Origin of the sequence: Lactococcus fujiensis JCM 16395 (assembly GCF_002441655.1) — a bacterium.
Lineage (GTDB): Bacteria > Bacillota > Bacilli > Lactobacillales > Streptococcaceae > Lactococcus > Lactococcus fujiensis.
Genome location: NZ_JXJU01000002.1, coordinates 31,161 through 47,846, shown reverse-complemented (window position 1 = coordinate 47,846; position 16,686 = coordinate 31,161). Strand labels below are relative to the sequence as shown.

Annotated in this window: 16 protein-coding genes; 1 reads left to right on the top strand and 15 read right to left on the bottom strand. The window is 38.0% G+C overall.

Annotation, left to right across the window (positions count from 1 at the left end; all coding sequences use genetic code 11):
- The 3 genes from hrcA to RT41_RS02135 all read right to left on the bottom strand — a co-directional run bounded on the left by hrcA (position 1) and on the right by RT41_RS02135 (position 2,330).
- Positions 1–1,041 carry a heat-inducible transcriptional repressor HrcA gene (hrcA, locus tag RT41_RS02145; protein ID WP_096817315.1) on the bottom strand — a complete coding sequence of 347 codons (1,041 nt, stop codon included), beginning with the start codon at positions 1,039–1,041 and terminating at the stop codon, positions 1–3.
- 144 nt (positions 1,042–1,185) lie between these two features.
- Positions 1,186–1,599 carry a hypothetical protein gene (locus tag RT41_RS02140; RefSeq protein ID WP_054639257.1) on the bottom strand — a complete coding sequence of 138 codons (414 nt, stop codon included), beginning with the start codon at positions 1,597–1,599 and terminating at the stop codon, positions 1,186–1,188.
- A gap of 29 nt (positions 1,600–1,628) precedes the next feature.
- Entirely contained in the window at positions 1,629–2,330 is a 702-nt protein-coding gene (locus RT41_RS02135; protein WP_096817087.1) for a histidine phosphatase family protein, read from the bottom strand.
- Between the two features lie 192 nt (positions 2,331–2,522).
- On the opposite strand from RT41_RS02135, the gene RT41_RS02130 reads away from it, so the two are divergent.
- Positions 2,523–3,467: a UbiA family prenyltransferase gene (locus RT41_RS02130; RefSeq protein WP_096817085.1), complete on the top strand. Its 945-nt coding sequence runs from the start codon at positions 2,523–2,525 to the stop codon at positions 3,465–3,467.
- Positions 3,468–3,517: 50 nt separating this feature from the next.
- Here the strand turns inward: RT41_RS02130 and RT41_RS02125 are convergent, their stop codons facing one another.
- The 12 genes from RT41_RS02125 to deoD form a co-directional block, all read right to left on the bottom strand.
- Positions 3,518–4,879 (bottom strand): MATE family efflux transporter, encoded by a 1,362-nt coding sequence (locus tag RT41_RS02125; RefSeq protein WP_096817082.1) that lies wholly within the window; start codon positions 4,877–4,879, stop codon positions 3,518–3,520.
- A 181-nt stretch (positions 4,880–5,060) separates the two neighbouring features.
- Entirely contained in the window at positions 5,061–6,338 is a 1,278-nt protein-coding gene (locus RT41_RS02120) for a DNA/RNA non-specific endonuclease (RefSeq protein ID WP_245811569.1), read from the bottom strand.
- Between the two features lie 473 nt (positions 6,339–6,811).
- Entirely contained in the window at positions 6,812–7,870 is a 1,059-nt protein-coding gene (locus RT41_RS02115; RefSeq protein WP_096817068.1) for an endonuclease/exonuclease/phosphatase family protein, read from the bottom strand.
- Positions 7,871–7,884: 14 nt separating this feature from the next.
- Positions 7,885–8,463 (bottom strand): isochorismatase family protein, encoded by a 579-nt coding sequence (locus RT41_RS02110; RefSeq protein ID WP_096817066.1) that lies wholly within the window; start codon positions 8,461–8,463, stop codon positions 7,885–7,887.
- A 94-nt stretch (positions 8,464–8,557) separates the two neighbouring features.
- Positions 8,558–11,044 carry a ribonuclease R gene (rnr, locus tag RT41_RS02105; protein WP_096817064.1) on the bottom strand — a complete coding sequence of 829 codons (2,487 nt, stop codon included), beginning with the start codon at positions 11,042–11,044 and terminating at the stop codon, positions 8,558–8,560.
- Between the two features lie 101 nt (positions 11,045–11,145).
- Complete coding sequence (secG, locus tag RT41_RS02100; RefSeq protein ID WP_096817062.1) at positions 11,146–11,394, bottom strand: preprotein translocase subunit SecG; 249 nt, start codon at positions 11,392–11,394, stop codon at positions 11,146–11,148.
- Between the two features lie 107 nt (positions 11,395–11,501).
- Entirely contained in the window at positions 11,502–12,428 is a 927-nt protein-coding gene (trxB, locus tag RT41_RS02095) for a thioredoxin-disulfide reductase (RefSeq protein WP_096817059.1), read from the bottom strand.
- Positions 12,429–12,505: 77 nt separating this feature from the next.
- Positions 12,506–12,730: a DUF4059 family protein gene (locus RT41_RS02090; RefSeq protein WP_054639263.1), complete on the bottom strand. Its 225-nt coding sequence runs from the start codon at positions 12,728–12,730 to the stop codon at positions 12,506–12,508.
- A 137-nt stretch (positions 12,731–12,867) separates the two neighbouring features.
- Positions 12,868–13,473: a C40 family peptidase gene (locus RT41_RS02085; protein WP_096817057.1), complete on the bottom strand. Its 606-nt coding sequence runs from the start codon at positions 13,471–13,473 to the stop codon at positions 12,868–12,870.
- 125 nt (positions 13,474–13,598) lie between these two features.
- The gene (locus RT41_RS02080) at positions 13,599–15,266 is read right to left on the bottom strand and encodes a formate--tetrahydrofolate ligase (RefSeq protein WP_096817313.1); all 1,668 of its coding nucleotides are present in this window, start codon (positions 15,264–15,266) and stop codon (positions 13,599–13,601) included.
- Between the two features lie 101 nt (positions 15,267–15,367).
- Positions 15,368–15,817: an ASCH domain-containing protein gene (locus RT41_RS02075; protein ID WP_054639264.1), complete on the bottom strand. Its 450-nt coding sequence runs from the start codon at positions 15,815–15,817 to the stop codon at positions 15,368–15,370.
- Between the two features lie 122 nt (positions 15,818–15,939).
- Positions 15,940–16,641 carry a purine-nucleoside phosphorylase gene (gene deoD, locus RT41_RS02070; RefSeq protein ID WP_096817054.1) on the bottom strand — a complete coding sequence of 234 codons (702 nt, stop codon included), beginning with the start codon at positions 16,639–16,641 and terminating at the stop codon, positions 15,940–15,942.
- Positions 16,642–16,686 lie beyond the last annotated feature (45 nt).

Below are 16,686 nucleotides of genomic sequence, written 5' to 3'. Positions count from 1 at the left end.
TCATTTTCTGATTTCATAATGATTACCATCTAAATAACGATAATAATCTGCTAATTTCATAGACAAAACTTTCGCCACTAAATCGAGAACTGATAGTGTCTGACGATAGTCCATTTCAACAGGACCAATCAGGGTTAAACTTCCCAGACCCCTGTAAGGAATGACAAATTTCTGATTGAGAATGGTGAAATTCTTGAGAAAATCTTTTTTATTAAACTCGACTGAACGCATCTCGTTATTATCTGTCACCTCTCTGATTTCATGGATCATTAATTCATCATTTGTCAGAAGGCGGTATAGTTTCGAGAGATTTTCTGAACTGTAATCAAATAAATTTTGACGACCTCCAGAAATCAACTGTTCCGTAAACAAATCTTTGAAGACTGTTTCAAACAATTGCAGTGCGTCCGATGTAACTTTGAAATAACGTTGGACAATTTGAGGGATTTCAGTCCTCAAAGTGTAATGAATATCCAAAACTTTCTTTCCAAGCAACCGTTCTTTAACCAAATTTGAAAATGTCTGCAAGTCAAGATCAGTCATACTCTTTGGCATCGAGAATTGATTGGTTCGAACCTCCCCAGTGCCTAGAGTAATGACAGAGAGAACAGAATGGTTATCCAGCATGACCAATTCAAATGAGGCAAGCATTTGTTCTCGCTGTGGAATATTAAGCACAAAACTCGTTAAACCTGTCAGCGACGACAACGTATCAGCGGCCGTTTGAAATAAGTCAATTAAACGGTAGAACTCACCGTCGAATGCTTTCATGACTTGAAAAAGATCATTTTGACTAAATTCTTCAAGCGTGAGAACATTTTCGACGTAATACTTATAGCCTGAAACAGATGGCACTCGTCCACTCGACGTATGCTCCTTTTGAATAAAGCCAAGTTCTTCCAAGACCTTCATATCATTACGAATCGTTGCACTAGAAGCATGAATTTCATCCAACAATGCTTTTGACCCAATTGGATTTCGGTCTTTAGAATAAAGTGAGACAATTAAGTTTAAAATTCGTCTTTGACGATCTGTAATCAATGACACACCTCACTTTCCATTGATTTCGAATGCTGAGTTAGCACTCTACTTTCTCAAGTGCTAAAATTATTATATCGCTTTTAGTTTACCATGTCAAGGAAAAAGAACGAAAAATTAGCACTCGTTAATCAAGAGTGCTAATTTTTACATTAAGTTCAAGTGGTGTGAGATTAACCAAATATTTATCAAGGAAATAATCAATACAATAAAAGGAAGAATTTGTTCAAACCCAGTGATGTGGCTCACAATCAAGTAGGCATACGCGGCAATGAAAAATAAAGTTATCACTTCCAAAAGGACAAAGGTCAGTCGCCAAAATCGAATCAATAAGAATAAAATAATTAGGAGTAGACCGATAAATGCAATGTTTCGCCAATCCGTCACTGCTACTTTCGTATTATAGTAGAAAAATGAAATATTACTAAAAAAAGTGATCAAAAATTTAGAGAAGATATTATCATACTGACTTAAATATTGGATTGACAAAGTCATCGCATAGAAAAATAATCCCACATTTACAGATAACACAAGCCAGTCACGGTTTAACATCTTTTTCATTTTACTCATCAAATTCTATTCTCTCGTTTTCAGGCAAAGTCATCCTGAGCTTCCATTAATTCGCTCCCCAATTCACGATAGGACATGTCTCCAACTTTACCCACTTTAAATTTCCCATTTTCATAAGTCAAATGTGTGACGGACCCATTATCAAGGCCACGTGGTCTTGGTACATCTGGCATGAGCAGTTTTACAAAAGTGCCTATGGTCATACCATGACTTACAATGACAATATTTTTAGCCCCAACCTCTTCTGATCTTTTGGCCATTTCATAAAAGCCTTCCAAAATCCGTCCTGAAAGTTGTTCCCAAGTTTCTGCCCAACCAGCCGTATCAACCTCATAAATGGCTTCGGCAATTTCTTTATAGGAACGTGCTGTTCCGTCATTTGGGCGATCAACAAATATACGAGGCAATACGCCATCAAATAATTCACCATCGTATCCGCCATCAAAACTACCAAAACACCATTCACGAATGCGTTTATCATAAGTGTAAGGAATTCCTTCATTTTCTGAATATTTCAGAAGTAAACCCATTGTTTGAATCGTACGGCCAGAATCGGATGAATAAGCTCGGTCAAATTTGATATGTTTGGCCTTCAATCCCAAGCCAAGTTCGATAATTCCTTTTTCACCATCGCTGGTGAGCGGACTGTCTGACCAGCCCTGTGCTCGACCAATCGTATTAAACATTGTTTTACCATGTCGTACAAGATAAATATTAACCATATTTCCTCCAAGGATCATTATTCTCGAATCATCTTCTTCTATTATAACAAATTTATTCATAAATTGAGACTGATGATAAACGTTTTCAATTTTAAGATCATAATATTCAATAACTGCAACTAAATGTAAAAAAATTCACAATTTATTCTGATTAGCAATGATTTTTAAGTCTATATTTGGTATAATTTGGACATGAACATAAAAACTTTTCTCAATTTTACAAGGATACAAACTTTACCTGTGGCTCTCTTATCACCACTTGCTGGAATTATGTTTTCAATCTGGTACTTTAAAAGTTTCCACCTGGTTCAGACCATACTATTCATCATTGGATTGGCAGCCATAAATCTTTTTGTTTCTGGTTGGAATAACTTGATGGACTATTATAAAGCCCTTGATCCAGAATACAAAGCGCGAGAAAATATCATCTCCAATCGGAACATCGACCCTAAACTAGCATTAAAAGTTTGCCTTATACTGCTCGGAATTGACGTTGTCGTTGGACTTGTTGTGCTTTTTATGACCAATCTGGCCATACTACCAGTGGGGGGAATTTGTTTCCTCGTTGCAATTTTTTACACCTTTGGTCCTTTCGCTTTCAGCCGTTTCCCTTTGGGCGAAGTGCTTGCAGGCTTATGTGAAGGATTCTTTGGCTTTTTTCTTGCCGTTTATATCAATTCATACCAGAAAGGATATTTTTTCATAGAATTTGATGGCTGGAAAATGAACTGGACTTGGGATTTATCTGTCTTGATTCCGATAGTTCTTGTTGGCGCCATGTGTTTCTTCCAAAACTTCAATGTGATGCTTTCAGATAATATCTGTGATTTGGAACAGGACATTCGAAATCAGCGTTTCACCTTACCCTATTATTTGAAAGTTCCCTTGTCATTACTTTTGTACAAGCTTATGTATCTCATCCCCGCCATCTGCGTCTTGCTGGCCATAATTTTTAGAGTCCTCCCATGGTCTTCACTACTGATGTTTTTAATTGCCCCCCTTCTCCTATCCAATATGCGGAAATTTCTGGCTAAACAGATTAAATCAGAAACTTTTCATTACCAAATCAACAATCTTATCCTGTACAACGGTTCCTTAGCAGTGACCATCTTATTAGGAATTCTGATTCGTCACTAACAACCGCTTCTTGTAATTATTAGAAAAGAAAAGTCGAGCAACTCGACTTTTTAATTTACTTCAGCAACTAAATTATTTAACCAACTGCCCGTTTTCATTTTGCGAATTCCTAAAATTAATCGAATCACTTCTTCAAAAGAAAGGGCAACGAAGCCCCCATCAATCGGCCAGTGGAGAATAAAAGCGGTAACAAGCCCCAGTGGAACAGCAAACAACCAACTGCCCATAATGGAAATGTAAAATATGAATTTTGTTTCACCACCCGATGACAAAATATTGCCTAGTACCATATTAATTACTTTAATTGGTACAAAAAGAACCATCAAGACCATTACAATTTTTGTTAAGTTTAACGAAAAAGGACTCATATGAAAGAGGCTGAGGTAAGAGGACATGGTCAGTAATATCATTCCCCCTAGTCCAAGTGGTGCAAACAAACTCAGCCAAAGAATTTTTATTCCCGTCGAGTAAGCTGCTTTCGTTTCATTACGGCCTAAATGATGGCCCAACATAACCGATGCTGCCGTACCAAATCCTGCAAAAAATGTAATAATCAACGCTTGAATCGGCATCATGATTGTCACAGCAACCGTCTGACTGGTACCCATAAATCCAAAAATAGCTCCAGATGCTGCATCAGCTACAGCAAAAGAAAAATTATCCATGAGTAACGGCCAAGTTAATAGCCAGAGTTGTTTTATTTCTGAATCAAAGTGCCAAAATTTCAAAAGACTTTGAATCGAAAATGCGCCTGGTAACTTTTGGAAATACACAAAAGCAAATAAAACAAGTGCTTCAAAGGTTGTTGCCAATGTAGTTGCAAGTGCTGAACCTCCTACACCTAGTGCCGGAAAACCTAAGTGACCAAAAATCAACAGATAATTCAGAAAAGCATTAAGAGGGACTGCCACCAAGGATACAAGCATTGGCAATTTCACAATCCCTGCAGATCGTAAAACTGTCGAGTAAACCGCTATAATCAGCATTGGAAAATAGGAGAAAGCTAAGTAACGATGATAGGAAATTCCTTCGGTTATCACTTTGGGGTCTGCAGAAAATAAGTGCATCGCCCAACTTGGAAGGCAAAACGAAAGGATAAAAAACATCAAGGAAACAAGTAATCCCGCAAAAAAAATCATGCCTTGAATTTTACCAATTCGTTCAAGTCGCCCTTGTCCGACATGTTGAGCAGCTAAAATACCTAAACCAGCGGTCAATCCCATGATTACAAAATTCAATACCCCGGCATTTTTAGAAGCAAGCCCTACTGCAACAACTGCTGTTGGCCCTTTTTCACCGACCATGATTTGGTCAACAATAGAGAGTAAGGAATAGAGGAGTCCCTGCAAGGCCACAGGCAGAGCAAGTCCTAAAACTTGTTTCCAAAAAACATTTTGACTCTCTTGTTTCATTTTATCTCCAAATTAGATAATGTATTTTTTTGATTATGCAACCGTTTGCGTTTATTTTACCATCCCCCTAAACTTAAAGCAAATAATAGCAAAAGATTAATAGCAATTGCTTCAGTTAATACTTTTTGATGTTCCATTTATAATATTTCCAAATAAAAAAGCTCGAAAATGAGCCTTAATTTTAAGGTTGTGCATAGGCATTTCCACCTTTCGCTGGAACTGCATTTCTACCTTGAGCTTCTGCGAGTGTCAAAATGAAATAATTGCTAGGATTTTTCACTCTAGAATAATATCTATTGCTCTTTTGATGAACAAAAACAGTACCACTATTTGCCACGTACCAGCCATTAATCTGACGATAACTGGTTGTAGGTTTAGGTGCTGGTGCAGGTTTAGGTGAAAGTTTTGGTACTGCTTCTGTACTTGTAATTGTTGAACTGGGTGGTGTGGATGTACTAGTCTTTGGTATTTCAGAGGATTGTCTTGTTCTAGTAACGACATTCGACGCCCCGGTTTGACGATAATCAATTGAAATCCCTTCAGCACTATTGATCACAATAATTTCGACATCAATTTTGTTATCACTGGATTTTATGTCTACTATTGAGCCTCTTGGTATTACCTCATCTCTATAATAAACGGGTCTTGTCTGATAACTGACCGTATTGCTCGTATTTGGATGCGCCCGCCAGTAATTTTCGACTAACTCTTCTGGAAAACGCATTCCACCATTTTGATTTGCACCAACATTTTGACTTCGCGTTCCGGTCGTAAAGTTAAATTTGGAGGTGTATGAAGCAACGCCGAGCAAGCTATCTGCAATGGAATGGCTCCGATTATACAAATACCCATGATAAGTCCGTCCTGTTAGAGCAAATGAAATTTCAGTTTTCGAATTTGTTGGCCAATAGGGCGGAGCAAGAGGATCGCCTTGCCTTGACCCTTGTGAATTTTTGAATTCTGAGTCATTAAGTACCGCGCGAGCAACCGATGAGCGCCCTTGTCCATCAGAGGAAAAGCTATATTGTCCTGAATGAAGCGATTCAAAGCCTGATAATTTTGCTTGCCCATTTTCCCAATAATAGTTCTGAGTTGGTCCAGCGGATTCAGCATTCGTATATTCAAGAAGTTTCTGAAAAACTTCATCATCCGAGCTTGAAGAGGTCTGCAAACTGGTCCTTGGAACTTTCACGCTTGAGCTGATTGAGCTACTACTTATCCTTTCTTGTGAACTACTTGGGCGAGAGCTACTTGATTTTTTCGATGGACTTGAATTTGTTTCAGTCCTTGATGGAGAGGACTCGAGCGATTTTGCAAGTTTTGTTTCATGCGTCGGGACTGATTCGGGATGTGTAAATGCTTCACCATATGCGATAAATCCAAAAAGTGAAATGAGAGCAAGGGGGATCACTCCAATAATCCATCTTTTTTGACCCGTATTTTTAAATTTCCAAAACATTTTAATTGCTCCAATAAGGCATACAACTGGGAAAAATAGGATTCCTATCATCCAAATCCACCAATTTTTTTTACTGCCTTTTTTGTACTTTTGTCTCATCATTTCTCCATCCGATTAATTATACTGATAATTTTATTATTATCATACCACAGTTCTTCAACTTAGTTAATATATATTTTAAATTTTTCGGTAATATTTCACGATTCATAAATAGATGCGAATCTCAAGATAATAAGATGCTTAATTAATTTTTAATAGCTCTATCTTACCATGACAAATTTCTGCGTTAGCATTTTCACCATGAGGCTTCCTTCTTTTTCTATTTAAGTCAGTCTTTATTCTTGATTACTTATTTCTTGAGCAATATTCAAATTTCAAGAACTCATTTTTCAAGAAATATCGTGGACTCATAAAAAAGACTTTCCAGGCCTGGAAAGTCTTTTCAATGAGAAAGATAAAATTCACTCTTTCTATTATTTCATTAATTCAAAATTCATCACAACGGGTTGATGATCAGAGGATTTAAAGTCATTATCAATTGTTTTAACAGAAAACTCTTTGATGTTCTCTGAAACCAAAAAACCATCGATAATACCAAAGGTATTTTTAGGATTTGATTTGACATATGGGACATCAAGTGAGCGGACCGTAGGTGCATTAGTCGGCGCTACCACACGCATTCCTTTTGTCAAATCCGCGGTGGGAAATTCTTTCATCCATGTTAATTCGGGATGTGCTTTTCCAGCCAAAACATGATTATAATCAGCCCCACAAATAACATAATCGCCTGCATCAACATATTTTTTCATGGCATCAAATAAGGTTGTCAGCTGTTGTCTTTGAATCTTTTGATCCTTTATGAAGGCGGACAAATGCGTATTGAAAATCACAAAATGTTTTGATGAATCTTTGATGGGCAAAACGTTAACATCAAAGGCGCGGTCAAGATCAAAAAACTTGTTAAAATTAGTTTCCATTGGCAATTGATACCGTCTGGATGAATCAATTTGATATTTTGAATAGGTCAAAATGCCTGATTTAGCTTTCCCAATCGGATCTGTCAGCGGGTAAAATAGATAGGCTGAATCATAATTTTGTGTCAGCACTGATGTGTATTCGCTCAATGCCGATTGAACCATTTGAGGCTCGTCAACATGTTGAGACCGATCGCCCTGCCAATCTATTTCTTGGATGTTTCCAAAATCTGGTTGCTCCGATTTAATCAAGCGAATATCTTCATTAATTGCGTCTTTAACAGCTTGTTTAGAATATGCTCGAACATCGGGCCCCCCATCCATGAAAAAGCTAAAAGATGGAGGATATGATCCATAACCAATGTTGAATGTCATCATTTTGTAGCTTTTTCCTAATTCAACTTTTTGCCTTTGAGGATTTTCTACTTTTACGGCCACGTTGTTTGGAATCCGGTGATATTGAACATAAGCATAAGTGACATAACCGCCGACAATCAAGAACAGTATTGCGAAAACCACGCCAATAGATTTCCAAAATATACTCCAAAATTTCTTCATAAAATCCCCTCGTTTTAATTTAGACTCGCTATAACTTGGTCACTTGTCCAAACTTTTCCAAGTCGTTTGAATATATGTTCCACAATATCTTGATGTAACTGACCGTTGAAGTCTGTCATGGCATCTTCAATCGTAATTACTTGATAACCAAGTTGATAGGCTTCACGCGCAGTTGTATCAACGCCAATCGTTGTCGCTATACCAGATAACAGAATGGTGTCTATTCCACGTCGACGGAGTTGCACATCCAAGTCTGTCCCGAAAAATGCCCCCCAGTTATGTTTCTTAACATGAATGACATTTTTGATTTGAGGATCCGTTGCGAGAGGTAAAATGAAATCGCTGAAATCTTCAGGAACATGCTCAGATTGGATGGGGCGATTATCCGTTTGCGGATGAAGTGCTTCAGGTCCATAATTCTTCACGTGAACACAGACAATTGTGGCATCGGTATTTGCCAGTTTTTGAGCAATTTGTTCATTTTTTTCTAGAACTTCTTGACTTGAGTAAGGAGCCAACCCTTGCCGTAAAGCTATCCCTTTTTGTAAATCAATCATGACAAAGGCCGTTTTTTGAAGATTTAATTTTTCCATTTTTATTCCTCACGATATAAAATATTTATTTAAACTTTATTTTAAACTTTATTTTAAACTTTATTTTAAACTAAATTATTTCAACTGTCCGAAATTAACTTCTCTTCTTACGATTTTTTGGACTTTGATTTGCATTCTTCTTGCCGCCATCAAGTTTTGGTGCACTATCGCGACTCCTTATGGTATACGGATGTGCAGCTTTCGATCCATTTTTATTTTTATTCTTACGTGATGAGACTAAATAATCTGAAGATTGACTTCTTTCTTTTGAAGTTGAATGTTCATGCCGTTTATTTTTCTGAGAACCTTGTTTCTGTTGATTTTTTCGATCAGAAGTTTGGCCTTTGTCTTTCCACTGACCTTTTCGCTTTGAACGTCCCTTTTTATTGCCTTTAGACACTTTTTCGACCAGGTCGAAGTCACTTGGCAAATATTCAAAATCAATATCACCTGTCATCTTATCGGCACGAGTGACTTTTATTTTGATTGGTTGTCCAATTCTGAATACTTTACCAGAACGTTCCCCAACAAGTGACAAACTACGTTCTTGATAAGTCATAAAATCATTCTTAATGGTTGAAATATGAACGAGACCTTCAACAGTGTTCTGGAGTTCTACAAACATTCCAAATCTGGTGACTGATGCAATGATACCGTCAAATTCTTCCCCAACGTGGCGTTCCATGAATTCAGCTTTCTTCATCTTTTCAACTTCACGCTCTGCATCAACCGCACGTCGTTCCCGGTTACTGGTGTGTTGGGCCATTTCTGGAATTCGTTCGTCCCACTTATCAATCTCTTTCTCAGTGGGATGATCCATGACACGAATGAGCCGATGAACCAATAAATCAGGATAACGACGAATTGGAGACGTAAAATGGGTATAATTATTTGCTGCAAGGCCGAAGTGGCCCGCATTTGTTTCAGAATATCGTGCTTGTTGCATTGAACGAAGAAGCATCGTTGACAGAACCACCTCTCCCGGTGTTCCTTTAGCTTTTTTAAGAAATTCTTGTAAAGCTTCTTGTGTCATATGATTCGCAGTTCCCGAAACTTTAATTCCAAATGTTGAAGCAAAATCAATAAATCGTTGCAAGCGTTCCTCTTTAGGATGTTCATGTATCCGGTAAATAAAAGGTAACTGACGTTTTTCAAAATCTGTGGCAATCGTTTCATTTGCTGCAAGCATGAATGATTCAATCATTCGTTCAGCCACACCACGTTGACGTTTTCTAATTTCGATGGGCAAACCTTTATCATTGACAATAATTTTAGCTTCAACTGTATCAAAATTAATTGCACCACGACGTTGACGCATTTTCTCAAGGATGGCATGCAATTCGGTCATGACGGACACGGATTCTGCGATGTCATCATACTTTTTAAGTGCTTCGGGGTCTCCAGCAATCATTAAATTGACATCGTCATAAGTCATTCTTTCTTTTGTCTTAATGATTGATTGCGAAATTTGGTAGTTCACAACACGCCCATCAGGGGTGATTTCCATGACACATGACTGAGTCAAACGATTCAGTCTAGGATTCAATGAACAAATTCCGTTAGACAATCGTTCTGGCAACATAGGAACAACACGGTCAGTCACATAAACAGATGTTCCTCGTTCGTAAGCTTCTCGATCAAGAGGTGACCCCTCAGTTACATAATGCGAAACGTCCGCTATATGAACGCCGAGTTCGAAATTACCATTTTCCAACCGTTTGGCATGAACGGCATCGTCTAAGTCTTTTGCATCTGCCCCATCAATTGTAAATGTAATTTCATCGCGATAGTCAACGCGCCCAATTGCATCGGACGCTTTCACCTCTGGCGGGATGGCATTTGCTTGATCGATTACATCTTTTGGAAATTCTGAACGAATATCCATTGAAGCTAGAATTTCCAGTACGTCAATACCGGTATCACTGTCTTTTCCGATGATTTCGGTTGCTAAACCGACCATTGTCTCAGGATACTTCTTTGTTGGATAATGTTTAATTTCAACACGAATCACTGATTTATCTTCAGGTTTGAGTCCATCAGAGCTGACCAAAATTCTGAATGGTAATTTTTTATTTCGTGAGGTAATATAGCCTAGAGCCCCACTTTCATTGGCTTCCTTCTTACCAAAAGCAGTGAAGAGACCAACAACTTGATGAATGTGACGTTGCAAAATTTGACTGACCTGACCTTCAGCACTTTGAGCTTTCAAAGGATTTGAATTCTTTGTCAACTCAATTTCAACTTCATCACCATCTAATGCCAATTTTGTTTTGCCTTTTGGAATAAAAACATCATCTTCTTCAGCATCAATCGTTACGAAACCGAAACCATTCGCATGTGCATGAAAAATACCATTGATTAAAGCTTTGGTCTTTTCTTTTATCGGAGCTCCCGCGAGTCTAATTTTCCCTTCATCAGTAAATTGGAGCAGCCCCTCCCCTTCCAGGCTGGCCACTGTTTTAACAAACGATTTAAAATCTTTTGCTTTATTTAAATGTAATTCAATTGATAATTCTTCAATTGAAAATGCGCGTTCAGGATTTTTATTTAAATCCTCAATTATTTTTTCTCTTAATTTCATCTTTTTCCTTTTCTTTGTCAGTACTGACAAAAAGCTCCATGAGCTTGGTATTCTATAGACAATAGAGGAAATAATAAACGGGCTGTCCCCAGCCCGTATTTTTATTTAGTTGACAGAACAACCAAGACAAATCCAATAACAAGCCATAGGCCAATCATGATTGCTGTGAATCGTTGCATAATTGCTTCAAAGCCTCGAGCTTTTCTTCGCTCGAAAAGTTCTCCTGTACCACCCGAAAAGGCATCAGCCGCTCCATCTTGTTTTGATGGTTGCATAAAAATAGAGACTACAATTAGTACAGACACAATCAACATGATAACGATTAGAGCGTCATAAATCAGTTTTTCCATATGTTCATTTAGAGCCTAGGCCCTTTCCCTTCTCATCTCAAAATACGTTGTTTCTATTGTATCATATTTTTATTGAATTTACAGTCTTTTCAATAATTATTTTAGGCTTAATCCATCTCTGCGACGTACTTATAGGCCTCTTGAGCCGCTTGTGCCCCGTCGCCAACTGCTGTGGTAATTTGACGGAAGTCTTTCTGACGAACATCGCCGACTGCAAAGAGACCTGAAATTTGTGTTTTCATATGATCATCAGTAATAATCCAACCGGCTTCATCAGTTATTCCAAGATCTTGGGCAAATTCAGCGACTGGATCAAGACCCACATAAATAAAGACACCTCCGAACTCTTTTTCAGTTCGTTCCCCAGTCTTCATATTTTTATATACAACAGAAGTTACTTTGCGGTCATCCCCTTTGATTTCTTCAACTGTAGAATCCCAAATAAAATTAATTTTATCGTTCTTGAAGGCACGTTCTTGTATTATCTTTTGTGCACGCAATTGATCACGGCGGTGCATAATTGTAACATTTTTACCAAAACGGGTCAGATAAATGGCTTCTTCTACTGCAGAATCCCCACCACCGACAACCAAAATCTCTTGATCTCGGAAAAAGGCGCCATCACAAACGGCACAGTAGGATACCCCACGCGCTCCGAAGTCTTCTTCTCCCGGTACACCCAATTTACGGTGATTTGCACCTGAGGCAATGATGATTGATTTGGTTTCAAAAGTTTCATCTTCGGTTATAATTTTTTTATAATCGCCATGATCTTCGATTGATGTTACATAGCCATAACCATTTTCAACACCCAAGCCTTCAAGCGGTTCAGCCATTTTCATTGACAGTTCAGGTCCCATAATCGTCCCATAACCAGGATAATTTTCTACTTCCGCCGTGTTATTCATTTGTCCCCCTGGGACCCCACGTTCAAGAAGTAACGTTTTCATTTCAGATCGTGCTGTATACATGGCAGCGGTCATTCCCGCAGGACCAGAACCAATAATAATTACATCATATTTTTTAGTTGTCACTTTATTTCCCCTGTTTATTCTAATGTCCTTATATTTACAATTGTAAACTTAACAGACTCACTTTTCCATTTTTTTGCTCACAGAGCTCTTGTTTTCAAAATGATCAGTAAGCCTAAGAAGGCGAAACTCAAAACTGGAATCGTTAATAGGTCAACCAAGATCAAATCAAAAATACGATTTCGCCTCACACTCCAAGGGAGATCAGAGTGTCGCACCAGATAAGCAAATGCATAAATAGCACTCAAAATGAGGACCAATATTGCTGAAATTAACAAGCCTTGCAAGTATAATTGAAGGACCATTTTCTACTTCCTTTTCTATAGTAAGACACCGTAAAAATGCCATCTTGTTTTATTATACAAGAATTTTGATAATATTTCTTCTTTTCATCATTTTTTGTTACACAAATAGAAAAAAGCGATTGCTCGCCTTTTCTCTCTTAATATTCCAATGCATAATCTGGAGTCATCCCACTTATTGAAGAAATTTTGACCTGATCCCCAGGTTTTGGGGCATGAATGAATTCGCCATTTCCTAGATAAATACCGACATGACTACCTCCGAAAAAGACAAGAACATCACCAACTTTAGCGTCTGCGAATGTGACTTTTTTCCCATTCCCAATTTGGTTATATGACGTTCGTCCAATCTCTTTTCCTAAAGCTTCACGATAAACATAAGATGTAAAACCAGAGCAATCAAAGCCTGATGGACTACTACCGCCCCAAACATATGGCACACCAATATACTTTTTGGCAAGTTCAATCAATTTGTCCGCAGAAGTTTTTTCATCACCTTGGATTGTTTTTGCACTTTGAGCCGCTTTTTCAGCATCTTGCTTTTCCTTTTCCTGTGAAACCGAAAGCACTGTATTATTCATCGTGTGTCTTAATAAATTGAGGGATTTCGAAGCATTATTTAATTCTGTGAGAGAGCTTAAATCAATTGGCTGGCTTGAAATTTGGTCTGCCTGAACGGACTGACCAAGTGGACTCAAGCCAATTCCTGAGATTATAGCTGCTACAATAATAGTTTTCTTAAACATCTCAGCAAGTATAACACAAAAAAGCCAGAATTCAACCGGCTTTACAGACTTTTAATATTTTGTCATTTTGTTAGCTAATTTTTAGCCTTTTAATCTATTTGTTATTTATGTGAAAGGAAGCGTTCTTAAAATAATCCACTTATTTTTCCCTCATTTGTCACATCCATTTTTAAGGCAGCAGGAGCTTTGGGCAAGCCAGGCATAGTCATAATATCGCCTAATAAGGCGACAATAAATCCAGCCCCAATTTTAGGAATAAGCTCTCGGACGGTTATTTCAAAGCCTTCCGGCGCTCCCATTAAATTCGGATTATCTGAAAATGAATATTGTGTTTTTGCCATACAGATTGGCAAATTATTCCAATGATTTTCTTCAATTTCTCTCATTTGTCTTTTAGCTTTGGCCGAAAAACTCACTTTGGAACCGCCATAAATATTTGTAACAAGTTTGTTAATTTTCTCCTCAACAGACTCATTTAAGTCGTAAAGGTAACTAAATTCAGTTTTTTCTTGTAACAATGGTAGAAGTTTTTGGGCCAGGTCAATTCCACCCCTCCCTCCTTTTTCAAAGACCTGACAAAGCGAAATCGGTACATGAAGTGCCTCGGTCAGCCTCATTAATTCATTAATTTCTGCTGCGGTATCCGAAGCGAATTGATTAATTGCGACAACAACTGGAAGACCATAAGATTGCATGTTTTCCAAATGACGTTTTAGATTGCTAAAACCTATTTTTAAGGCCTCAACATTTTCTTCTTTCAAATTATTTTTATTGACACCCCCATGCATTTTAAGGGCTCTGACCGTTGCTACTAACACAATAGCATCTGGAGTACTACCTAATTGACGTGTCTTTATATCAAGGAATTTTTCACCACCTAAATCAGCGCCAAATCCTGCTTCAGTTATAACGAGATCCGATAATTTGAGTGCCGTTTGCGTCGCTAAAACAGAGTTACAGCCATGAGCAATATTGGCAAATGGTCCACCGTGAACAAGGGCTGGTGTCCCTTCAATTGTTTGCACTAGATTAGGTTTCAGTGCATCTTTTAACAACATCGCAATTGCACCAGAAACGCCCAAATCATCGACAGTAACTGGCTTGCGGTCGTAGGTACTAGCAATGACAATTCGTGAAATTCTAGCTTTTAAGTCATCGATCGAAGTTGCCAAACACAAGACAGCCATAATTTCACTTGCTACCGTGATATCAAACCCATCTTCTCGAGGGACCCCATTAACAGGGCCTCCTAAACCAATCGTGATATGACGTAACGCACGATCATTCAAATCCAAAACACGCTTCCAAATAATTCGGCGAGGATCAATATTTAAAGGATTTCCTTGTTGGAGAGAATTATCCAAAAATGCCGAGATGGCATTGTTTGCAGTTGTGATGGCATGAATGTCACCAGTAAAATGCAAGTTAATGTCTTCCATAGGTAAAATTTGTGCATAGCCCCCACCAGCGGCACCACCTTTCATTCCCATCACAGGACCTAAAGAGGGCTCACGGAGGGCCACCATTGTTTTCGTGCCTATTTGATTAAAGGCATCAGCTAAACCAACTGTAACAGTTGATTTTCCTTCACCAGCTGGCGTGGGATTAATTGCTGTCACCAAAATTAATTTGCCATTCGAACGATTCTTAATTCTATTAATGACTTCGAATGGTATTTTGGCTTTATATTTTCCGTAGAGTTCAATCTCTTCAAAAGTAAGCCCCACCTTCTGTGCAATTTGACTTATCGGTTCCATTTCCGTTTCTTGGGCAATCTCAATGTCTGATTTCATTTTTTTCTCCAACATCTTTTCTCTCATATCTTGATTCTGAAATTATTAATAACTACTAAATTTTCACATTAATAATTTATTTATTAGATTATTATTAATTTTTATTTGGACTTCGAATAGATGACTTCGAATTCTTCGCAAAGGACGGGCATATTAGGTCGGTAAAGATCAAACTGTCGCCAGAACGCTTCATGAGCTTGACGCCAGTAAGCCAAACTCAAATCTCCTTCACCTTCACGTCGTGCGTGGTCAGCAGTAACTTGATCAAATGAAGTTTGGTATACTCGTGTATTTGTAATGGCAGCGATGGGCTCCCCTTTGCCATTCAGAACAATGTCAAATCGACCATCTACGATTGGAAATGGTTCATTTTCCTCATATCCTTCGACAGCACTTGCTGTAGCTGTTTTACGACCTTTCAAAAGTTCGTCTAACAATTCATCTGCCATTTTAGGATCAGAAATATTTTCGCCATCATTCCCAAAAGCAAAAGCAGCGCGGAAATCTTCAACCTTTAAATCTGCCTCTTTAATAAAATTTTCATATTTCACAATATTCACCTCATTTCTAATAATTATATCATAAATCAACTTTAGCTAAAAAAATGAGAGATGAATTAAAAAATAATAAAAAAAGAAAGAATCCTGAAACTCTTTCTTTTTTATTATTGTTTTTACGCAATCAAAGTTTCCAAACCAACTTTCATCATGTCAGTAAATGTGGATTGACGCTCTTCAGAAGTAGTTACTTCTCCAGTCAAAATATGGTCTGAAATTGTACAGATGGCAAGTGTTTGAACATGATATTTGGCGCCCAAATAGAACAAACCAGCAGCTTCCATTTCAATTGCCTTAACACCATATTTACCGAGCTCCACTCCGTCAGGTCCACCGTAGAACAAATCTGATGACAAAACGTTACCAACGTGTGCAGTCAAATTCATGTCCTTGGCGATATGATAGGCTTTATCAAGTAAATCAAAATCAGAAATCATTGGGAAATCAAATTGAGGGAAGTCATGGCGAACAATAGCTGATGTCGTTGCTGCACCTTGAGCAATTACAAGATCACGGATATGAACGTCAGCATTGATTGATCCAGCGGTACCTACACGAATCAATTTTTTGACACCATATTCAGTAATCAATTCGTTAGCATAAATTGAAATTGAAGGAATTCCCATTCCAGTTCCCATTACGGAAACACGTTCACCTTTGTAAGTTCCTGTAAATCCGAGCATTCCACGGACATTATTAAATTGTACAGCATCTTCAAGGAAATTTTCGGCAATGAATTTTGCACGAAGTGGATCCCCTGGCAGAAGGATTTTGTCTGCGATTTCGCCTTTTTGAGCTTCAATATGTGGTGTTGGCATAGTTATTTCTACTTTCTATTTCTAATTTGGCTGATTTAATCAATC